The 21420-nt window shown below is 64.5% G+C and carries 22 protein-coding genes; 15 read left to right on the top strand and 7 right to left on the bottom strand.

Annotation, left to right across the window (positions count from 1 at the left end; all coding sequences use genetic code 11):
- Positions 1-63 precede the first annotated feature (63 nt).
- Together rpmA and Q0030_RS27215 are read left to right on the top strand one after the other, a co-directional pair.
- The gene (rpmA, locus tag Q0030_RS27210) at positions 64-333 is read left to right on the top strand and encodes a 50S ribosomal protein L27 (RefSeq protein WP_024583287.1); all 270 of its coding nucleotides are present in this window, start codon (positions 64-66) and stop codon (positions 331-333) included.
- A 169-nt stretch (positions 334-502) separates the two neighbouring features.
- Entirely contained in the window at positions 503-1099 is a 597-nt protein-coding gene (locus Q0030_RS27215; protein ID WP_298374032.1) for a GNAT family N-acetyltransferase, read from the top strand.
- 189 nt (positions 1100-1288) lie between these two features.
- On the opposite strand, the gene Q0030_RS27220 is transcribed toward Q0030_RS27215, so the two are convergent.
- Positions 1289-2203, bottom strand: a complete 915-nt coding sequence (locus Q0030_RS27220; RefSeq protein ID WP_298374034.1) for a DMT family transporter — start codon at positions 2201-2203, stop codon at positions 1289-1291.
- A gap of 268 nt (positions 2204-2471) precedes the next feature.
- On the opposite strand from Q0030_RS27220, the gene Q0030_RS27225 reads away from it, so the two are divergent.
- From Q0030_RS27225 to Q0030_RS27280, 12 genes are all read left to right on the top strand, one after another.
- Complete coding sequence (locus Q0030_RS27225) at positions 2472-2951, top strand: MaoC family dehydratase (RefSeq protein ID WP_298374036.1); 480 nt, start codon at positions 2472-2474, stop codon at positions 2949-2951.
- A gap of 101 nt (positions 2952-3052) precedes the next feature.
- Positions 3053-4102, top strand: coding sequence for a GTPase ObgE (gene obgE / locus Q0030_RS27230; RefSeq protein WP_298374039.1), 1050 nt, complete (start codon positions 3053-3055; stop codon positions 4100-4102).
- Positions 4103-4170: 68 nt separating this feature from the next.
- The gene (gene proB / locus Q0030_RS27235; protein ID WP_223977771.1) at positions 4171-5313 is read left to right on the top strand and encodes a glutamate 5-kinase; all 1143 of its coding nucleotides are present in this window, start codon (positions 4171-4173) and stop codon (positions 5311-5313) included.
- A gap of 123 nt (positions 5314-5436) precedes the next feature.
- A complete protein-coding gene (locus Q0030_RS27240) occupies positions 5437-6729 on the top strand; it encodes a glutamate-5-semialdehyde dehydrogenase (protein WP_298374046.1) in 1293 nt (430 codons plus the stop codon).
- Positions 6730-6774: 45 nt separating this feature from the next.
- The gene (locus tag Q0030_RS27245) at positions 6775-7398 is read left to right on the top strand and encodes a nicotinate-nucleotide adenylyltransferase (RefSeq protein ID WP_298374290.1); all 624 of its coding nucleotides are present in this window, start codon (positions 6775-6777) and stop codon (positions 7396-7398) included.
- 186 nt (positions 7399-7584) lie between these two features.
- Positions 7585-7953 carry a ribosome silencing factor gene (gene rsfS / locus Q0030_RS27250; protein ID WP_173640701.1) on the top strand — a complete coding sequence of 123 codons (369 nt, stop codon included), beginning with the start codon at positions 7585-7587 and terminating at the stop codon, positions 7951-7953.
- A gap of 50 nt (positions 7954-8003) precedes the next feature.
- A complete protein-coding gene (rlmH, locus tag Q0030_RS27255) occupies positions 8004-8486 on the top strand; it encodes a 23S rRNA (pseudouridine(1915)-N(3))-methyltransferase RlmH (protein WP_298374048.1) in 483 nt (160 codons plus the stop codon).
- Between the two features lie 40 nt (positions 8487-8526).
- Positions 8527-9927, top strand: coding sequence for a peptidoglycan DD-metalloendopeptidase family protein (locus Q0030_RS27260; protein WP_298374051.1), 1401 nt, complete (start codon positions 8527-8529; stop codon positions 9925-9927).
- Positions 9924-11294: a S41 family peptidase gene (locus tag Q0030_RS27265; protein WP_298374055.1), complete on the top strand. Its 1371-nt coding sequence runs from the start codon at positions 9924-9926 to the stop codon at positions 11292-11294. Before Q0030_RS27260 ends, Q0030_RS27265 begins: the two co-directional genes overlap by 4 nt.
- Before the next feature lie 150 nt (positions 11295-11444).
- Positions 11445-12671, top strand: coding sequence for a divergent polysaccharide deacetylase family protein (locus Q0030_RS27270; protein WP_298374059.1), 1227 nt, complete (start codon positions 11445-11447; stop codon positions 12669-12671).
- An 83-nt stretch (positions 12672-12754) separates the two neighbouring features.
- Positions 12755-13258, top strand: coding sequence for an RNA pyrophosphohydrolase (locus Q0030_RS27275; RefSeq protein WP_298374062.1), 504 nt, complete (start codon positions 12755-12757; stop codon positions 13256-13258).
- 45 nt (positions 13259-13303) lie between these two features.
- Positions 13304-13804: an RNA pyrophosphohydrolase gene (locus tag Q0030_RS27280; protein ID WP_298374064.1), complete on the top strand. Its 501-nt coding sequence runs from the start codon at positions 13304-13306 to the stop codon at positions 13802-13804.
- Here the strand turns inward: Q0030_RS27280 and Q0030_RS27285 are convergent.
- From Q0030_RS27285 to Q0030_RS27310, 6 genes are all read right to left on the bottom strand, one after another.
- A complete protein-coding gene (locus Q0030_RS27285) occupies positions 13762-14757 on the bottom strand; it encodes an AraC family transcriptional regulator (RefSeq protein ID WP_298374066.1) in 996 nt (331 codons plus the stop codon). The genes Q0030_RS27280 and Q0030_RS27285 overlap by 43 nt on opposite strands.
- 456 nt (positions 14758-15213) lie before the next feature.
- The gene (locus Q0030_RS27290) at positions 15214-15621 is read right to left on the bottom strand and encodes a F0F1 ATP synthase subunit epsilon (protein WP_298374069.1); all 408 of its coding nucleotides are present in this window, start codon (positions 15619-15621) and stop codon (positions 15214-15216) included.
- 116 nt (positions 15622-15737) lie between these two features.
- Positions 15738-17180, bottom strand: a complete 1443-nt coding sequence (gene atpD, locus Q0030_RS27295) for a F0F1 ATP synthase subunit beta (RefSeq protein ID WP_163150765.1) — start codon at positions 17178-17180, stop codon at positions 15738-15740.
- A 26-nt stretch (positions 17181-17206) separates the two neighbouring features.
- Positions 17207-18085, bottom strand: a complete 879-nt coding sequence (locus Q0030_RS27300; RefSeq protein ID WP_298374073.1) for a F0F1 ATP synthase subunit gamma — start codon at positions 18083-18085, stop codon at positions 17207-17209.
- A gap of 91 nt (positions 18086-18176) precedes the next feature.
- Positions 18177-19706, bottom strand: a complete 1530-nt coding sequence (gene atpA, locus Q0030_RS27305; protein WP_298374076.1) for a F0F1 ATP synthase subunit alpha — start codon at positions 19704-19706, stop codon at positions 18177-18179.
- Entirely contained in the window at positions 19706-20266 is a 561-nt protein-coding gene (locus Q0030_RS27310; RefSeq protein ID WP_050400899.1) for a F0F1 ATP synthase subunit delta, read from the bottom strand. Before Q0030_RS27310 ends, atpA begins: the two co-directional genes overlap by 1 nt.
- 631 nt (positions 20267-20897) lie before the next feature.
- Here Q0030_RS27310 and Q0030_RS27315 point away from each other — a divergent pair.
- On the top strand, positions 20898-21389 hold the full coding sequence (locus tag Q0030_RS27315; RefSeq protein ID WP_298374079.1) for a septal ring lytic transglycosylase RlpA family protein: 492 nt from the start codon (positions 20898-20900) through the stop codon (positions 21387-21389).
- Positions 21390-21420 lie beyond the last annotated feature (31 nt).

Consider the following 21420-nt stretch of genomic DNA (forward strand, 5'->3'; position numbering starts at 1 on the left):
AAAACGTGAAATGATTCCGTCAAGGAATTGATCTAGAGATCAAAGCGAAGTCGGAGACGAGCTATGGCTCATAAAAAAGCAGGCGGTTCATCGCGCAACGGACGTGATTCCAAGGGCAAGCGCCTTGGCATCAAGGCGTTCGGTGGCGAGCGCGTGATCCCCGGAAACATCATCGCGCGTCAGCGCGGCACCACCTGGCATCCTGGCCTTAATGTCGGCATGGGCACCGATCATACTCTCTTCGCCAAGGTCGAGGGTCATGTCGAGTTCCGTGCCAAAGCCAATGGCCGCACATTCATCTCGGTTATTCCGATGGCAGAAGCGGCCGAGTAGACGGTGGACACACATGAGTCCGCCGGGTCCTGTTGAACCGGCGGAGTCGCAAAGGGCTCCAAGGGGAGGCGGGATAACCGGCCTCCCCTTTTTGTTGCGCGCGATCCGGTTCGACCGCGCGCAACGTTCCAAGCGTTGCGTACCGATTGTCGCATCACAGGAGCTCGACATGTTGCAGGACATCCCGACGCCGACCTTGCGCGAGGCAAGAGCTTGCGTCCTCGAGACCGAACGGCTGACATTGCGCAAGCCGACGCTCGCGGACGTAAAAGCAATTGCACGCCTCGCCAATGACCGCCGTATCGCGGAGAACACCCGCCGCCTGCCGCATCCCTATACCCAGGACGACGCCATCGACTTCGTGCGCACGCTCGGCGCCGGCGGACGCGAAACCGTCTTCCTGATCGAGAACAATCACACGCCGATCGGCATGGTCGGCATCGACTGGCGCGAGGAGACCGCGGCCGAACTCGGCTACTGGCTCGGCGTCGACCATTGGGGCCAGGGCTTCGGCACCGAGGCCGCGCGCGCGGTGATCGACTACTTCTTCGAGGAATTCGATCTCGACCAGCTGATCGCGGGCGCCCGCGTCGTCAACCCGTCGTCGCGCAACATCCTCGAGAAGTGCGGCTTCCAGTGGAGCGGCGTCGAGCTGCACCGCTTCGAGGCGCTGGGCTCATCGAGCCCGGTGGACGCCTTCCGGCTGTCGCGCGGCGTCTGGGCCTCGCTGAAGAGCTGGAACAACTCGACCCGGCGACGGAGCTGAGCCTTCTGGTCTTCACCCTCCCCTGGAGGGGGAGGGTCGGATCACATTGAGCGCAGCGAAATGTGAGACGGGGTGGGGTGATCTCTCAACTCGGGCAGCGTCCGAGTGGAGGGACCGTCACCCCACCCCGCTGCGCATTCCGCTCCGCTGCATGCCCAGCGACCCTCCCCCTCCAGGGGAGGGTAAGAATCACGCCGGCGGATTCAGTGACGGCTGCTCACGCCCAAGCTGCTGCTCGCGCACGAAGATGTAGAGACCGGCCGCGATGATGATCGCGGCGCCGATGATCGTGGCCCAGGACGGCACGTCGCCGAACACCACGAAGCCGAAGATCACCGCCCAGACGATCATCGAATACTGGTACGGCACCACCACGCTCGCCGGCGCGAGTTTCAGCGAGCGGTTCACGCACAGCAGCGCCGCGACCGAGATGATGCCGGCGGTAAAGAACAGCACGAAGCTGCCGGCTGATGGCGTCACCCAGCCGAACGGCGAGAGCACGAGGCCGAGGATGAAAGTGCCGCCGAATTGCGATGTCGCCAGCACGATATCGGGCGTCGCACGCAGCGAGCGCGTGATCAGCATCAGCACCGCAAACGACAGGCTGCCACCGAGCGCGATCATCGCCGGCCAGCTGATGGTCTGCGCCGATGGCCGCAGCGCAATCAGCACTCCGCAAAAGCCGACCAGGATCGCGGTCCAGCGCCGCCAGCCGACATGCTCGCCGAGCACGAGGCCCGACATCGCGGTGACGAAGATCGGCCCGGCCAGATAGTAGGTGATGACGTCGGCGAGCGGCAGATAGACGGTCGCCAGGAAGAACGCCGCGACCTCCAGTGTCGACAGTGTGACGCGCAGCAATTGCAGCCATGGACGCTCCAGATGCAGGAAATCCGCACGCCGCTTCCACACGATCGGCAGCAGCACGAGCAGTGCCGCGCAAGCGCGCAGCCACAGCAATTGCCCGACCGAATAGGTGGCGACGATGAATTTGCCCATCGCGTCGCCGAACGAGAACATGAAGATCGACAGCAGCATCAACCCGATGCCGGCGAGCCGTGCCGATCGATCGTCGTAGGAGGACAGTTTTGCGAACAGGCTCATTGTTCTCTTGTTGTCGCCGCCTCTGGGTCGGGCCGGTCCTGTCGCCGTTTTACCGACGTCGTTGCGCAGGACAACCCCGGACGCGGCAGATCGAACCAATTGTCGCAGTGCGGCGCCTGCGCTACCGGTAGAGCGTTTTCGAGCGAAGTGGATACCGGTTCGCGTGAAGAAAACGCGTCAAAACAAGAATCTAGAGCCCCGTTCCGATTCAATCGGAACGGGATAGGCTCTAGGGCAGCCATTCAAGAAGCAGAACAGGAAACGCCGCATGAGCGAATTCGACCCCACCCGGCATCGCATGGTCCCCGCGCAGCGGTGGTTCGAGGATTTCGTGCTCGGCGAGCGCTTCGTGATTCCGAGCCGGACCCAGACCTCGGCCGTGTTCGCGGCCTTCCAGACCGCCAGCGGCGACACCCATCCGATCCATTACGATGTCGAATATTGCCGCACGCGCGGCATGCCGGACCTGCTCGCGCATGGCTTCCAGACCCTGGTGCACACCGCCCCCGGCGCCGGGCTGTTTCCCTATGTCGTGGAGGAATCGCTGGTCGGCTTCCTGGAACAGTCGAGCAAGTTCCTGAAGCCGGTCTATGCCGGCGATACCATCTACCCCGCGCTGGAGGTGATCGAGCTGTCGCCGGGTAAGACCACCGGCGTCGTGACGCTGCGCTCGACCGTGCACAACCAGCGCCGCGAGCTGGTGTTGGAGGGGATGCAGAAATTCCTGGTGCGGCGGCGGCCGACCTAACGCTCGAGGCCGTAAAAAGGCCCGAAAATTAAGGCTTTTCGCCGAAGTCGGCGCGCTTGCGGGTTGCCGCAGGGACCGGCCTGCCCTAACTAGTACGGATCATGAAATTCCTCGATGAAGCCAAGGTCTATATTCGCTCCGGCGACGGCGGCAACGGCTGCGTCGCGTTCCGGCGCGAGAAGTTCATCGAGTTCGGCGGCCCATCCGGCGGCAATGGCGGCCGCGGCGGCGACGTCATCATCGAGTCCGTCGACGGGCTGAACACGCTGATCGACTACCGCTACCAGCAGCACTTCAAGGCGCCAAAAGGCACCAACGGCATGGGCAAGGACCGCCATGGCGCCAACGGCAAATCGATCGTGCTGAAAGTGCCTGTCGGCACCCAGGTGTTCGACGAGGACCGCGAGACGTTGCTGCACGATTTCACCGAACTCGGCGAGAAATTCGTACTGGCTGAAGGCGGCAATGGCGGCTTCGGCAACGCTCATTTCAAGTCCTCCACCAACCGCACGCCGCGCAACGCCAATCCCGGCGCGCCGGGCGAAGAGCGTTGGATCTGGTTGCGGCTGAAGCTGATTGCCGACGCCGGCTTGGTCGGCCTGCCCAACGCCGGCAAATCGACCTTCCTGTCGGTGGTCAGCGCAGCGCGACCGAAGATCGCCGACTATCCCTTCACCACGCTGCATCCGCAGCTCGGCGTCGTGAACTACGGCGGCCGCGAATTCGTGCTCGCCGATATCCCTGGCCTGATCGAAGGCGCACATGAAGGTGCCGGCCTTGGCGACCGTTTCCTCGGCCATGTCGAGCGTTGCCGGGTGCTGCTGCATCTGGTCGATGCGACCAGCGAACATGCCGGCAAGGCTTACAAGACCGTGCGCACCGAGCTCGAAGCCTATGAAGGCCATCTCGCCGACAAGATCGAGATCGTCGCGCTGAACAAGATCGACGCGGTCACAGCAGACGAGCTGAAGAAGCAGAAGGACCGCCTCAAGCGGGCGGCGAAGAAGACCCCGCTGCTGCTCTCAGGCGCGACCGGCGAAGGCGTGCAGGAAGCATTGCGCGCGCTGGTCGAGGTGATCGGCGAAGCGCCGGTGTCCAACAAGGCCAAGAGCCAGGCGGAGCCGTGGGCGACGCCGCTGCCGCAGGGTTGAGCGGCACTTCGACTTCTCAAGCCACATCGTGGCGCCTCTCGCTTCCACCTTCCTGCCAGACCGAACCCATGAAACGCCCCGCGCTCAAGAACTTTCGCCGCATCGTCGTCAAGGTCGGCTCGTCGCTATTGGTCGACTCGCAGGCCGGCGAAGTCCGCGCATCCTGGCTCGCGGCGCTGGTCGACGACATCGCAAAGCTCCACAAGCGCGGCTGCGAGGTCATGGTGGTGTCGTCGGGCTCGATCGCGCTCGGCCGCAGCCGCCTGAAGCTGCCGCGCGGCCCGCTGAAGCTCGAAGAAAGCCAGGCTGCCGCCGCGGTCGGCCAGATCGCGCTGGCGCGAACCTGGTCGGAGGTGCTCGGCCATCACGGCATCGGCGCCGGGCAGATCCTGGTGACGTTGCAGGACACCGAAGAGCGCCGTCGCTATCTCAATGCGCGCTCGACCATCGCAAAACTGCTGGAATGGGGCGCGGTGCCCGTGATCAACGAGAACGACACGGTCGCCACCACCGAGATCCGCTACGGCGACAATGATCGCCTCGCCGCCCGCGTCGCCACCATGGCGAGCGCGGACCTGTTGATCCTGCTGTCGGATATCGACGGCCTCTACACCGCGCCGCCCGCGGTCGATCCCGATGCCAAGCTGATCCCGGTGGTCGAAAGCATCACCTCGGAGATCGAGGGGATGGCGGGCTCGGCCGGCTCCGAACTGTCGCGCGGCGGCATGACCACCAAGATCGAGGCCGCCAAGATCGCGACCACCGCCGGCACCCACATGCTGATCGCCTCCGGCAAGATCGAGCACCCGTTGCAGGCGATCGCCGACGGCGGCCGCTGCACCTGGTTCCTGACCCCGGCCAATCCCGTCACCGCACGCAAGCGCTGGATCGCGGGCTCGCTCGAGCCGAAGGGCACGCTGACCATCGATGCCGGTGCGGTGGCGGCGCTGCGTGCCGGCAAGAGCCTGCTGCCGGCCGGCGTGATCCGGGTCGACGGCCAGTTCGCCCGTGGCGACGCCGTGGTGGTGCGCGGCCCCGACACCCATGAGATCGGCCGCGGCCTGGTCGCCTACGACGCCGAGAATGCCGAGAAGATCAAGGGCCGCTCCTCGCCGGACGTGATGGCCATTCTGGGCATCAGCGGCCGCTCGGAGATGATCCACCGCGACGATCTCGTGATCGGTCCGGCCGGGGCGATCCCGGCCAAGTAGGGCATTGGATAGGCCATTGGCCGACAGGCCGGGCCTGCCGACCATCTGCCATGCCGGTTCCGCGCCTCGCCACCCCTCAATTGCCATGCTAGAACATGGCCTTAATCCAAAGCCGGGACTTCCATGAGCGCCCCCCTGAAGGCGATCGACGGCAACGCCGATCTCTCCGCCCTGATGACCGACCTCGCCGCCAAGGCGCGCGCAGCCGCGCGCGTGCTGGCGCTGGCGCCGCCGGAGCAGAAGAACCGGGCGCTCGCCGCAATCGAACGCGCGATCCGCGCCAACGCGCCGGCCATTCTCGCCGCCAATGCCGAGGATGTCGCGGAGGCGCGCGCGGGTGGCATGACCGCTGCCTTCGTCGACCGCCTGACACTGACGCAGCCGCGCGTCGCCGGCATGGCCGATGGCGTGGCGACCGTGCGCGAGATTGTTGATCCGGTCGGCGCCGTCACCGAACGCTGGCAGCGTCCGAACGGCATGACCATCGAGCGCGTCCGCGTGCCGCTCGGCGTGATCGGCGTGATCTTCGAAAGCCGCCCCAACGTCGCCGCCGACGCCGGCGTGCTGTGTCTGAAATCCGGCAACGCCGTGATCCTGCGCGGCGGCTCCGACAGCTTCCGTTCCTGCCGCGCGATCCATGATTGTCTGGTGCAGGGCCTGCGTGAAGCCGGCCTGCCTGAGGCCGCGATCACCTTGGTGCCGACCCGTGACCGCGCGGCCGTCGGCCTGATGCTGACGGGATTGAACGGCGGCATCGACGTGATCGTGCCGCGCGGCGGCAAGAGCCTGGTCGCACGCGTCGAGGCGGAGGCACGCGTTCCGGTGTTCGCGCACCTCGAGGGCGTCAACCACATCTATGTCGACGCCAGCGCCAGGCTCGATATGGCCAAGGCGGTCGTGCTGAACGCCAAGATGCGCCGGCCCGGTGTCTGCGGCGCCGTCGAGACCCTGCTGATCGATCGCAACGCTGCAGCGACGAAGCTGAAACCGCTGGTCGAGTTGTTGATCGATGCCGGCTGCGAGGTGCGCGGCGACGACATCGTGCAAGGCGCCGATGCCAGGGTGAAGCCCGCGTCCGACGAGGACTGGAACACCGAATATGAGGACGCGATCATCTCGGCGAGGATCGTCGACAGTCTCGATGAAGCGATTGCGCATATTCAAAATCACGGCTCGCATCACACCGATGCGATCGTGACGGAGAATGCCGCTGCCGCGCAGAGATTTCTCAACGAAGTCGATTCGGCGATCGTGCTGCACAACGCCTCGACCCAGTTCGCCGACGGCGGCGAGTTCGGCTTCGGCGCCGAGATCGGAATTGCCACCGGCAAATTCCACGCTCGCGGGCCGGTCGGCGCCGAGCAGCTGACGAGCTTCAAGTACCGCGTCCACGGCACCGGGCAGACCCGGCCGTGATCATTGTCGCACGCGCACGGTAGACCCTTGCAACAAGCTTCCATCGTGCCGTTATCCGCAGCCCAGGCGCTTCCGTTCTATACCAACGGCATGCGCATCGGGCTGCTCGGCGGCTCGTTCAATCCACCGCACGCCGCGCATCGCGCCATCAGCCAGTTCGCGCTCAAGCGCCTGCAGCTCGACCGCGTGTGGTGGCTGCTGACGCCGGGCAATCCGCTGAAGAACCATGACGGCCTGCATGCGCTCAACGAGCGCGCCGCGGCTGCGCGTCGCGTTGCCGACGATCCGCGCATCGACATCAGCTGTCTCGAAGCTGTCATCGGTGTCCGCTACACTGTCGACACGATCATCCACTTGCGCCGCCGTGTCTCCGGCGTGCACTTCGTCTGGATCATGGGCGCTGACAATCTCGCGCAATTTCATCGCTGGAAAGATTGGCGGCGCATCGCGTCCGATGTGCCGATTGCCGTGATCGACCGTCCGCCCCAGAGTTTCCGCGCCCTTGCCGCACCGGCGGCGCAGGCGCTCATGCGCTATCGCTTGCCCGAAAATCAGGCGACACGGCTGGCCGATCAGCGGGCGCCGGCCTGGGTGTTCCTGACAGGAATGAAATCCAATCTGTCTTCGACCGGACTGCGGAACCCGGACGGGAGCTGGAGAACGGCGTGAGGCGCAAAAGGGTTACTGGAATATTGAAACCATTAACCCCACATGCGTAGAATGGTGCGTGGGGCCGAGGATTCGGCACCCGCGATACAGTGAAAGGAATGGTCCCTGGCCACATCTGTATTGTCAAAGTCTGTTTTACCCAAGGTTCCAAAGACTGCGCGTAAAACATCGACGAAAACCGCGGCCTTGCAGGCGCAACCGGACGCGGACAAACCGGATGCCAACAAGACGCTGAGCCTGATCCTCTCCCGCCTCGACGACATGAAAGCGGAAGAGACGGTCACCATCGACCTTCGGGGCAAATCCGCATATTCCGACTACATGATCGTCACCACCGGCCGGGTTAACCGGCACGTTGGCGCGATCGCGGAAAATGTGACGAAGAGCCTCAAGGAAAACGGGGTCAAGAACATCCATGTCGAGGGCTTGCCCAATTGCGACTGGGTGCTGATCGATTCCGGCGAGGTGATCGTGCACGTGTTCAGGCCTGAGGTGCGCGAGTTCTACAACCTCGAGCGGTTGTGGACTCAGAACCCGGCGGTCGCGGCGGTCTAAGGCGTATCGAAGCCGATGCGAATCGGCTGCAGCGCATATAGCTTGCGCTGATGCGCCTTGTCGTCATCTGCATCGGCCGCCTGAAACAGGGCCCTGAACGGGAGCTCGCCGAGCGTTACCGCGAGCGCTTCGAAGATATCGGCCGCAAGCTCGGCTTCCGCGGCCTCGACATCCATGAGATTGCGGAAAGCCGCGCGCGCGACACGGGAGCGCGCATCACTGAAGAGGCCGCGGCGATCGCGGCGCTACTGCCTGAAAAGCACATGCTGGTCGCGCTCGACGAACGCGGCAAGAGCATCGACAGCGCAAGCTTTGCGCAGCAGCTTGGCCGCTGGCGCGACGAAGGGGCGGCACATACTGTCTTCGTGATCGGCGGTGCCGACGGACTTTCGCCTGAATTGCAGCGCAAGGCTTCGTTGCGTATTGCATTCGGCTCCGCGACCTGGCCGCATCAAATGGTCCGCGTCATGCTTCTGGAACAGATTTATCGGGCCGCGACCATTTTGGCCGGCCACCCCTATCATCGCGCCTGAGGCGCGGTGACGGACAGTCGAAAGCGCTGAACGCACGCGAATGCAGCACAAGCGGGACACAGCTTCGGATTCGCATCACGGCACCGCGCGCCGCCGCTGGTTGCCGGCGTCCCTGCCCCTGTCGATCGTCATGTTCGCCGCCGCTCCGCTGGCACTAGTACATGCGCAAGCGACACCACCCGCACAACAGCCCGCCCCGCCGGCACAGCAGGCCGCGACCGCGGAGACATCGCCCGACGCCATCAAGCAGCGCGAGCAGGAGCTCGAGGCCGCGCGCGAGCAGCAGCGCAAGGCCACCGAGTTGCAGGAGAAGCTGAAGGCCGACATCGCCACGATCGGCCAGGACCGCAGCAAGCTCAATCAGCAGCTGATCGACATTGCCGGCCAGGTGCGCAGCGTCGAGACGCGGATCGCCGACGCCGAGGCGCGCCTGCAGCCGCTCGACGGCCGCGAGCGCGACATCCGCAGCTCGCTCGATTCACGCCGCTCCGAGGTGATCGAGGTGCTGGCCGCTTTGCAGCGCGCCGGGCGGCGCACGCCGCCGGCGCTTCTGGTGCGGCCGGAGGACGCGCTGCAATCGCTGCGCACCGCGATGCTGCTCGGCGCGGTGGTGCCGGAATTGCGCGTCCGCGCCGAAAAGCTAGCAGCCGATCTCGGCGAACTGGTCGCGTTGCGCAAGACCATCTCGACCGAGCGCGATGCGCAGGCAGCCGACCGCGACAAGCTGAAAGAAGACCAGACCCGCCTGGCCGCACTGGTCGACGAACGGCAGCGGCAGCAAAGCGCGGCCGAAAAGGACATGGAGGCCGAAGGCGCCCGCGCCATCGCGCTGTCGAAGCAGGCCGCCGATTTGCAGAGCCTGATCGCCAAGATGGAGCAGGACCTCAAGAGCGCGGCCAAGGCCGCCGCCACGGCCAGCCTCCAGGGGGCCCCGGCGACCGTTAACGGCAAGCCGAATCTGGGAGCTCTCAACGACCCGGCCCGCATGAGCCCGGCGGTCGCCTTCGCCTCCGCCAAAGGCCTGTTTTCCTATCCGGTGAATGGCACCAAGATTCGCGAATTTGGCGGTTCCGACGGCGCGGGCGGCGTACAAAAAGGCATTTCTTTGGCCGCCAAACCGGGTGCGCAGGTCACAACCCCGTGTGACGGCTGGGTTGTTTACGCTGGTCCTTTCCGCAGCTATGGACAACTCTTGATCCTCAATGCCGGGGGCGGGTATCATGTCCTGATCGCCGGGATGGAGCGTATTTCGGTAAACATCGGCCAGTTTGTGCTAACGGGGGAGCCGGTTGCGACCATGGGGTCGACGTCCCAGGTTGCATCCATTCTCGCGACCAATGCGAGCCAGCCAGTGCTCTATGTCGAGTTCCGGAAAGACGGCACTCCAATCGATCCAGGTCCATGGTGGACCGCAAATGAAGGCGAAAAGGTTCGCGGATGATGCGCAAGACTTCGGTAATTCTCCTTAGCGCCGCCACCGGCGCGGCCCTGACGCTTTTCGTCACGCAGCCCCGCGCTGTGCTGATGGGATCGAGCGCGCGCGCCGCGACGTCGGACACCTACCGCCAGCTCAATTTGTTCGGCGACGTGTTCGAGCGAGTGCGCAGCGACTACGTCGAGAAGCCGGATGACAGCAAGCTCGTCGAGTCCGCCATTTCGGGCATGCTGTCCGGCCTCGACCCGCACTCGAGCTACATGGATGCCAAGAGCTTCCGCGACATGCAGGTGCAGACCCGCGGCGAGTTCGGCGGCCTCGGCATCGAGGTCACGATGGAAGACGGCCTGATCAAGGTGGTCTCGCCGATCGACGACACCCCGGCCTCGAAGGCCGGCATCATGGCCAACGACATCATCACCAACCTCGACGACGAGGCCGTGCAGGGCCTGACGCTGAACCAGGCCGTCGAGAAGATGCGTGGTCCGGTCAACACCAAGATCAAGCTCAAGATCATCCGCAAGGGCCAGGACAATCCGATCGACGTCACACTGGTGCGCGACAACATCCGCGTCCGTTCGGTGCGTGCGCGCGTCGAGGCCGACGACATCGCCTACATCCGCATCACCACCTTCAACGAGCAGACCACCGAAGGCCTGAAGAAAGAGGTTGCCAATCTGCAGGGCCAGATCGGCGACAAGCTGAAGGGCTACATCATCGACCTCCGAAACAACCCCGGCGGCCTGCTCGAAGAAGCCGTCACCGTGTCCGACGCCTTCCTGGAGCGCGGCGAGATCGTCTCGACCCGCGGACGCAATGCCGAGGAAACCCAGCGCCGCGCTGCTCACCCCGGCGACCTGACCAAGGGCAAGCCGGTCATCGTGCTGATCAATGGCGGCTCGGCGTCGGCCTCCGAAATCGTCGCCGGCGCGCTGCAGGACCACAAGCGTGCGACGCTGGTCGGCACGCGCTCGTTCGGCAAGGGTTCGGTGCAGACCATCATCCCGCTCGGCTCGGGCAACGGCGCGCTGCGCCTGACCACCGCGCGCTACTACACGCCGTCGGGCAAGTCGATCCAGGCCAAGGGCATCGTGCCCGACATCGAGGTGCTGCAGGACGTGCCGGACGAGTTGAAGGCGCGTACCGACACCAAGGGCGAGGCCTCGCTGCGCGGCCATCTGAAGAACGACGGCGACGAGAAGACCGGCTCGCAGTCCTACGTCCCGCCGGACGCCAAGGACGACAAGGCGCTGAAGATGGCGGATGACCTGCTGCACGGCATCAAGTCGACCTCGAGCGCAACGCCGGCACCAGCCGCAGCCCCAGGCGACAAGGCCGCTGTCGACAAGCCCGGCAACAAGGCCGCGAACTGATCCCATCCAATCGTTTAGGCGAAAAGGGCGGCCCTCGGGCCGCCCTTTCTGCTTTCGCCATCCACCGCCAGCCGTGCTTTGACGGGGAGGCCGGCGCGCGGGAATGCACCGCATCGTGCTATCGTTCGCGCTGTTGATTCGGGGAGGGTCATGGCAGAAGCGGCCGACGAACTGAGCACGCCGCTTGGGCAGAGCACCGTGGGCAGGACGCGCCGTTTCCGGCTGCCGTTCACGGCGATGCAGGCGCTCGCCGTGCTGCTGGGCCTCGTGCTCGTCGGTTTCGCCGGCGTCGCTCTGTTCAACGACAATCCGCTCGGCGGCGAGCCGATTGCCCGCATCACGCTCCGCAATCCCCCGCCCGCAGCCGCCGACGATAAGCACGCCGCGTCCGGGCAGGCGGCCGAACCGGCGGTCAAATCCGCCGCCAAGGCGCCGGCCGCAGCCAGCGACGCCAAGAACGACGCCAAGACTGTCACCATCATCGACGGCTCCAGCGGCAAGCGCCAGGACGTCGTGATCGGCGCCGGCGATCCAGCCGAAAAGACGATGGATGCCGACGCGCCGCCGCTCGCGATGACCGGGATCGACCCGCGCCTGCTGGAAAAGTCGCGCTACGGCATGATCCCGGTGGTCGCCGACGGCCTGAAGCCGTTCACGGTCTATGCGGCCGAAGCCGACCGCGCCAAGGCGGCCCGGATGCCCGTGGTCGCCATCGTGGTCTCAGGCCTCGGCGTCGGCGCCGCCAAGACCACTGACGCCATCATGAAGCTGCCGCCGGCCGTGACGCTGGCCTTCACGCCGTATGGCGCCGACCCTGGCAAGCTCGCGGAACGCGCGAGGGCGCAGCGCCACGAGATCCTGCTGCAGATCCCGATGGAGCCGTTCGACTATCCCGACAACGATCCGGGCCCGCAGACCCTGCTGACCACATTGAGCAGCGAGCAGAACCTCGACCGTCTCTATTGGCACCTCAGCCGCCTGCAGGGCTATGCCGGGATCGCCAATTTCATGGGAGCCCGGTTCGTCGCGACCGATCCTGTGATGCAGCCCATCGTGCGCGAAGCGGCCAAGCGCGGCCTGAGCTTTTTCGACGACGGTTCCACCCCGCGCAGCGTCGCGCAGAGCCTCTCGGCCGGCCAATCGTTGCCGTTCGCCAAGGCCGATTTCGCCATCGACGTGGTGCCGACATCGGCGGAAATCGACCGCGCGCTGGTCAAGCTGGAAACGATCGCCAAGGAACGCGGCACGGCCGTGGGCGTCGCCTCGGCGCTGCCGGTCTCGATCGAGCGGCTCGGCGCCTGGCTCAAGACACTGGACTCCAAGGGCATCATGCTTGTGCCATTGACAACGGCGATGCTGAAATCAAAATCGGGCTAGAAGATCAATCTGTTGGTGCAACCTAAGATCTTGCCGGGGGGCCGGGTCGGGTGGCGCCAGGAACTGTGCGAGGTAGCGGCAGCATGGCACGTTATGAGGACCTGCCCTATCGAACCTGCGTCGGCATCATGCTGCTCAATACGGCCGGGCTAGTCTTCATCGGACGCCGCGCCGGCGGCATCGAGCATGTCGATGACGCGCATGTCTGGCAGATGCCGCAAGGCGGCGTCGATCCCGGCGAGGATACGTTCCAGGCCGCGCGGCGCGAGCTCTATGAAGAGACCAGCGTCAAGTCGGTGGAGAAGCTCGGCGAGGTCTCGGAGTGGCTGATCTATGATATCCCGCGCACCGTCGCCGGCCGCGCCTGGAAGGGCCGCTATCGCGGCCAGCGGCAGAAGTGGTTCGCGCTGCGCTTCACCGGCGACGAGAACGAGATCAACGTCGCCCACCCCGGCGGCGGCCACAAGGCCGAGTTCGTCACCTGGCGCTGGGAGCCGATGAAGAATCTGCCGGAGCTGATTGTGCCGTTCAAGCGTCCGGTCTATGAGCGCGTCGTGAAGGAATTCGCCGGTCTGGCGGCCAAGTAATTGGCCGGATGATCGGCCAGATCAACGCGCGGCGCACCGGTCGAGATGTCATCAGATAAGCCCTATCGCCCCAATGTGGGCATCGCGCTGTTCAACGGCGACGGACGCGTGCTGATCGGCCACCGGATCAAGGACGACGGTCCGGAGATCGTGCTGCCCGGCCTCGAATGGCAGATGCCGCAAGGCGGCATCGACGACGGCGAGGACCCGCGCCAGGCCGTGATGCGCGAATTGTGGGAAGAAACTGGAGCGGTCAACGCCGACTATCTCGGCGAGACCGACTGGATGACCTACGAATTCCCGGCCTATGACGGGCCGGCATCGCATCGGCTGGCCAAATTCCGCGGCCAGCGACAGAAATGGTTCGCGCTGCGCTTTACCGGACGCGACGAGCAGATCGATCCATTGACGCCGCGCAACGGCCAGCCCGCCGAGTTCGACAAATGGCGCTGGGAGCGTCTCGATCGCGTCGCCGATCTGGTGGTGCCGTTCCGCCGCGAGGTTTATCGCGCGGTCGCGATCCGGTTCGCGGAATTCGTCGGCTGATCGTGCGGCGGAAGGCGCCGCGCATCACCCGGCGTCATGCCGTAGGTCGCGCGGAACACGCGATAGAAGGTCGCGATACTGTCGAAGCCGCACGAGAACGCGATCTCGTCGATGCCGCGTTCCTTCATCAAGGAGAGAAGCCGCCTCGCTTCCTTCAACCTCGTCGCCGTCAGCGTTCGCGCGAACGACAGGCCGGTCGGCTCGAACAGCGCGTGCAATTGCCGGAGTGAAATGCCGAGCTCGGTGGCGACCGCGGCCGGCGTGAGCGAGGCGCGATGCAGATCGCGCAGCAGGATTTCTCGTGCGGCATGGAGGTAGCCCGCATGCAGCGCGGCACGGATCTCATCCTGGCGCGGCCGCAAGCGTCCGCGCGCAAGCAGCGCCAGGCGCACCATATGCGTGACCTCGCCGGCGAACCGCCCGGCTTGCGGCGGATCGCGCGTCATGGAGCGGAACATGGCGCCGACAAGCCGGGTCAGGCTCGCATCACGCGCCAGCGCGACCAGCGGCACGTCCTCGATCCGCGCACCGAGCACGAGCTCGTCGGTGACGGGAATCTTGAGGCTGAAGAAGCGAAAGCCGTCGGTCCGATCGGGCGTCGACGCAAACGGAAGATTGGAATGGCCGAACACCATATCTCCGTTGCCTACCCATTGGATGCGATCGCGACCGATATTCATGTGGCCGGGGCCGCGCACCTGCCAGCCGAGATGCAGGCTGTTGCTCGGAACACGTCCGATGTCGGATGACGTCCGGCTGACGCGGTAGGACGACGCCGACATTTCCGCCAGCACGGCGCCGCCGACCGGCGTCGCGGAAAAACGTCCGTGGAAATCGGGCCGTCTGTCGCGATCGAGCTCGATAGTAACCCCGAACAGGTTTTTGCCGCGTACGTCGCACCAGTGCTCAAAGCGGTCCTGCGGGCGAAGAGCATCGGTGGAGAAAGTCAGCACAGTTTCTTGTCCGTGACGTCGGGGGATGAAATCGCGATGCAATCGAGTCAATTCGTCATCGCGCCGCAGCTTGTCATGTGTGCCCGATGCCTGCTGTTAGCTGCTTCACATGTTCCGGGTTGCCGCCTGGTTCGGACCGACCGTGGACCGATCGCATTGGCAATGGCTGTCGCGATCGGCGCAGACATCGCGTGGAGCGGACCATGCCACATGAACATCAGCCGCAAACATCGCTGCGATCTTGCGCTTCATGAGGACCAGCCCCGGAACCCAAATATGCCGGGCAGAATGCCGCCAGACGCTTCCGGGCGCAACAAGCATTCAACGCCCGCCGCGGTACGGCGAGCGTTGAATGCTTCAAGTCTTGGCAGACGATGACTGGAAAAGTGTGAGCGATTTCACGAGGGAGCCGGCTCACTCGACGCTAGGGCGCGATCGCTGGTCAGCAATCGCGCCTCAGTGCATAGCCGTCGTGTTGAGCTCGTGCTGGATGCTCTTGAAGTGGTCAAGCCGCTCGATCGCGTGATCGAGCTCGGAGCCTTCCTTCTCGGCGAGCTTCTCTTCCATCTCCTTGATGGTCTCGGCGAACTTCGCACGATCGAGCTCGGCAATCGTGGTCGCGACGTCGGCGAGCACGGTGAGGCCCTTGTCCGACACCTCGGCGAGGCCGCCGAGCACGATCACCTTCTCGCGCTTGCCTGTGGTCGTGATCGTCAGGATGCCCGGGCGAACCGTGGCGACGACCGGAGCATGTCCCGCGAGTACACCGAAATCACCCTCCACACCGGGGACGTCAACCTGATCGACCTCACCGGAGAAGGCGAGCTTTTCGGGAGAGACGAGATCGAAGTGGAAGGTGGCCATGGTCTTTCCGTTCTTTGCGCTGTCACCCGCGGGCTCGACCCGCGGGTCCATCAGTCAAAACACTTCTCGTTCGATGGATCGCCGGATCAAGTCCGGCGATGACGACATCCTGAAGCTTAGGCCGCCTCGGCGGCGAGCTTCTTGCCCTTCTCGACGGCTTCTTCGATCGTGCCGACCATGTAGAACGCCGCTTCCGGCAGATGGTCGTACTTGCCCTGGCAGAGATCGCGGAAACCCTTGATGGTGTCGGCGAGGTCGACGAACTTACCCGGCGAGCCGGTGAAGATTTCGGCGACGTGGAACGGCTGCGACAGGAAGCGCTCGACCTTGCGGGCGCGGGCGACCGTCAGCTTGTCCTCTTCCGACAGTTCGTCCATGCCGAGAATGGCGATGATGTCCTGCAGCGACTTGTAGCGCTGGAGGATCTGCTGGACGAGACGCGCGGTGTTGTAGTGCTCTTCACCGACGACCAGCGCCGACAGCATGCGCGAGGTCGAGTCAAGCGGGTCCACCGCCGGATAGATGCCCTTTTCCGAGATCGCGCGCGACAGCACCGTGGTGGCGTCCAAGTGGGCGAACGAGGTGGCGGGCGCCGGGTCGGTCAAGTCGTCGGCCGGCACGTAGATCGCCTGCACCGAGGTGATCGAGCCCTTCTGGGTGGTGGTGATGCGCTCCTGCAGCGCGCCCATGTCGGTCGCGAGCGTCGGCTGATAACCCACCGCCGAAGGAATACGGCCGAGCAGCGCCGACACTTCCGAACCCGCCTGGGTGAAGCGGAAGATGTTGTCGACGAAGAACAGCACGTCCTGGCCCTGATCGCGGAAGTGCTCGGCGACCGTCAGACCGGTCAGACCGACGCGGGCGCGGGCGCCCGGCGGTTCGTTCATCTGGCCGAACACCAGCGCGCACTTCGACTTCACGCTCGGATCCGGATTGTGCGGATCGGCGTTGACCTTCGATTCGATGAACTCGTGATAGAGGTCGTTGCCTTCACGGGTCCGCTCGCCGACGCCGGCGAACACGGAGTAACCACCGTGCGCCTTCGCGACGTTGTTGATCAGTTCCTGAATCAGCACGGTCTTGCCGACGCCGGCGCCGCCGAACAGGCCAATCTTGCCGCCCTTCGCGTATGGAGCAAGAAGGTCGACGACCTTGATGCCGGTGACGAGGATTTCCGCTTCGGTCGACTGGTCGGTGTAGGACGGCGCTTCCTGGTGGATGGCGCGCAGGCCTTCGGACTTGATCGGGCCGGCTTCGTCGATCGGCTCGCCGATGACGTTGATGATGCGGCCGAGCGTGCCTTCGCCGACCGGCACCCGGATCGGCTCGCCGGTGTCGGTCACTTCCTGACCGCGCACCAGACCTTCGGTGATATCCATCGCGATGGTGCGGACGGTCGATTCACCGAGATGCTGCGCGACTTCGAGCACCAGGCGGTTGCCGCCGTTCTTGGTCTCGAGCGCATTCAGAATCGCCGGAAGGTGGCCTTCGAACTGCACGTCGACCACGGCGCCCGTGACCTGGGTAACGCGACCGATCTGATTGGCTGCTGTAGCCATGAACTGTTCTCCTTCGAAAATCTGCCTTAGACCGCCTCAGCGCCGGAGATGATCTCGATCAGCTCCTTCGTGATCTGGGCCTGACGGGTTCGGTTGTAAATCAGGGTTTGCTTGCGGATCATCTCGCCGGCGTTGCGCGTCGCGCTGTCCATCGCGCTCATCTGCGCGCCGTAGAACGAGGCGTTGTTCTCCAGCAGCGCGCGGAAGATCTGTACCGCGAGGTTGCGCGGCAGCAGGCTGCCGAGAATCTGGTCCTCTTCCGGCTCGTATTCGTACGAGGTCGCGGGAGCCGCACCGGCCGCGGGTGCAGCCACCTCGAGCGGAATGATCTGCTGCGCGGTCGGAATCTGCGCGATCACCGACTGGAAGCGCGAATAGAACAGTGTGCAGACATCGAACTCGCCGGCCTCGAACCGCGCCAGCACCTTGTTGGCGATGTCCTCGGCGTTGACGAAGCCGATCTGCCGCACCGAACGCAGGTCGAGGTGCTCGACGATCCGCTTCTCGAACGTCCGCCGCAGCTGCTCGTAGCCCTTGCGGCCGACGCAGAAGAATTTGACTTCCTTGCCCTGCGCGAGCAGCGCGTTCGCCCGCTCGCGCGCCAGACGCACGATGGCGGAGTTGAAAGCGCCGGACAGGCCGCGCTCGCCGGTGCAGACCAGAAGCAGGTGCACCTGGTCGTTGCCGGTGCCTGCGAGCAGCGCCGGCGCGCCGGGCGAGCCGTTGGCTGCGGCGGCGATGTTGGAAATCACCGCATCCATCTTGGTGGCATAGGGCCGCGCCGCTTCGGCAGCGTTCTGCGCGCGGCGCAGCTTCGAGGCTGCGACCATCTGCATGGCCTTGGTGATCTTCTGCGTCGCCTTGGTCGAGGCGATGCGGACCCGCATGTCTTTTAGTGACGCCATTCTTCGTTCACCCCGGCGATCCGACCACAATGGTCAGATCGCAAGCCTCCGTTCGTCACGCCCGGCTGCGAGCCGGGCGACGCCCCATTCGTTATGCAAACGTCTTGGCGAAGCCGTCGACCGCCGACTTCAGCTTGGCAGCACTGTCGTCGGAGAGGTCGCGGCTGTCGCGAATCGCGTTGAGGATTTCGACGTGCTTGCCGCGCAGCAGCGACAACAAGCCATCCTCGAAAGCCTTCACCTTGTTGAGCGGAAGCGCATCGAGATAGCCGTTGGTGCCGGCCCAGATCACGCAGACCTGTTCTTCCATCTTCAGCGGCGAGAACTGCGGCTGCTTCAAGAGCTCGGTCAGGCGCGAGCCGCGGTTGAGCAAACGCTGCGTCGAGGCGTCGAGATCGGAGCCGAACTGCGCGAACGCCGCCATTTCGCGGTACTGCGCGAGCTCGCCCTTGATCTTGCCGGCGACCTTCTTGGTGGCCTTGGTCTGCGCCGACGAACCGACGCGCGACACCGACAGACCGACGTTCACCGCGGGACGGATGCCCTGGAAGAACAGATCGGTTTCCAGGAAGATCTGACCGTCGGTGATCGAGATCACGTTGGTCGGGATGTAGGCCGACACGTCGTTGGCCTGGGTTTCGATGACCGGCAGCGCCGTGAGCGAACCCAAACCATGGTCCTTGCCGAGCTTGGCGGCGCGCTCGAGCAGGCGGGAGTGCAGATAGAACACGTCGCCCGGGTAGGCTTCGCGGCCCGGCGGGCGGCGCAGCAGCAGCGACATCTGGCGGTAGGCGACGGCCTGCTTGGACAGATCGTCATAGATGATCACGGCGTGCATGCCGTTGTCGCGGAAGTATTCGCCCATCGTGCAGCCGGTGAACGGCGCGATGTACTGCATCGGCGCCGGATCGGACGCGGTGGCCGCGACGACGATCGAGTATTCCAGCGCACCCTGCTCTTCGAGCACCTTCACGAACTGCGCAACCGTGGAGCGCTTCTGGCCGACCGCGACGTAGACGCAGTACAGCTTCTGGCTCTCGTCCGGCTGGGCGTTCAGCGGCTTCTGGTTCAGGATGGTGTCGAGCGCGATCGCGGTCTTGCCGGTCTGACGGTCGCCGATGATCAGCTCGCGCTGGCCGCGGCCGATCGGAATCAGCGCATCGATCGCCTTCAGGCCGGTCGCCATCGGCTCGTTCACCGACTTGCGCGGAATGATGCCGGGCGCCTTGACGTCGACGCGCTTGCGTTCGGTGGCCTGGATCGGGCCCTTGCCGTCGATCGGATTGCCGAGCGCGTCGACGACGCGGCCGAGCAGGCCCTTGCCGACGGGCGCGTCCACGATCGCGCGGGTGCGCTTGACGGTCTGGCCTTCCTTGATCTCACGGTCGGCGCCGAAAATCACGATACCGACGTTGTCGGTTTCGAGGTTGAGCGCCATGCCGCGCGTGCCGTTCTCGAACTCGACCATTTCACCGGCCTGAACGTTGTCGAGACCGTAGACGCGAGCGATACCGTCACCGACCGACAGCACCTGGCCAACTTCGGTGACTTCGGCTTCCTGGCCGAAATTCTTGATCTGGTCCTTGAGGATCGCAGAAATTTCTGCGGCGCGGATGTCCATCAGCCTGCCTCTTTCATCGCGTTCTTGATCGAATTGAGTTTGGTGCGAAGCGAACTATCCACCATGCGGCTGCCGAGCTTGACAACCAGGCCACCAATAATGGAGGGATCGACCTTCACGTTGAGCGCGACGTCCTTGCCCGTCACTGATTTCAGTGCGGCCTTCAGCCCGTCGAGATTCTTGTCACTGAGCTGCTCGGCGACGGTGACTTCCGCAGTCGCCTCGCCCTTGAACTTCGCCACCAGCGCGCGATAGGCGCGGATCACATCGGCCACGGCAAACAGCCGGCGATTGGCGGTGAGCACCTTGAGGAATTTTGCCGACGTGCCGGCGATGCCGGCCTTGTCGAGCACCGCGGTCAGCGCCTTCAGCTGGGCGTCCGCGGCAAACACCGGGCTGCGGACGAGGCGCTTGAGATCAGCGCTCTCGTTGAGCATGGCCTCGAATTTGTCGAGGTCGGCCCGGACTTGATCGACGGATTGCTCGTCGCGCGCCAACTCGAACAGGGCCGTTGCGTAACGACCGGACACTCCCGAAACGGACGGATCTTCAGCAGCCACGAGCTCGCTCTTTTTTGCTGTCAAATTCGCAAGGGAAAAACCGTCGCCACCAAAGCAGCGCCTAGCGATCCAAGCCCTTGGAATTCAAGCGGGACTTCGATTTTCGACCGGCACAGGACGTGCCGGGACCGTTAAAATCGCGGCTTTGCTAACATAGCAATCGCGCAGGTGCAACATGACGGCATCGTGCGAGCCGCCTTGTCGCATGCGGTTTTTTGGCGACCGCGGCCAGTGGTCGAATCGGAAAAATTCGGCGCGCGGAAATTCAGCGCGAGACCCCCGATTCGCGTCGCCGCGGATTTGTTCCATCGAATTTTGCATGGGCCCATGGCCGAGCGTGCAAGGAACCCGAGACGCGCCATCGTTTCATTTGGCGATTACTTACGGAAAACTTACCGCTCGCCCATTAATCAGTATTCGTGAGTATATTATTGGTTAACAATTCGTTAAAGGCCAAGATTACAGAACCTCGATTGAATACCCTAAAGCGGTAACAAGATATTTCAGCCCGAGACAATCAGGATTTACTGCCCAATTCGTGCCTCATTGCGAAACCAAACGGCTTTGGTCAACGAAGGGACGGGGGTTCCACTTGCCGCGTTAGTGGCAATACTGTCTGAGGGTCTTATCAATGCTGAATATCAAGAAGGCGGCGGGCAATATAACCCGCTCGCGTACGGCGCTTGCGTTTGTAGCCGCAACTATTCTGGTCGGGGGCAGCGTGACGGAGGCGTCCGCGAAGTCCAGGCACCATCATCAGCGTCATCACCATCATCACCACGCCCGCGCCGAAGGTTCGTCCTGGCGCGACGCCAATGCATCGATCCAGCCGTCCGGCGGCCACACGTTCTCGGGGATGGCCTCCTTCTACGGCAATGAGTCGGGCAGCCGCACCGCTTCCGGCCAGCGCTTCAACCAGAATGCCCTGACCGCCGCCCATCGCTCGCTGCCGTTCGGCACCAAGCTCCGCGTCACCCATGGCGGCCGCAGCGTCGTCGTCACCATCAACGATCGTGGCCCGTTCATCCGCGGCCGTGTGCTCGACCTCTCGACCGGCGCAGCCCGCGCCATCGGCCTGACCGGTGCCGGCGTCGGCCGCGTCACCGCCGAGGTCGTCTCTTAAGCGCTTCAGTAAGCGTTGCGTTGCGTATCGG

Origin of the sequence: uncultured Bradyrhizobium sp. (genome assembly GCF_947648125.1) — a bacterium.
In the GTDB taxonomy this organism is placed as follows: Bacteria; Pseudomonadota; Alphaproteobacteria; order Rhizobiales; family Xanthobacteraceae; genus Bradyrhizobium.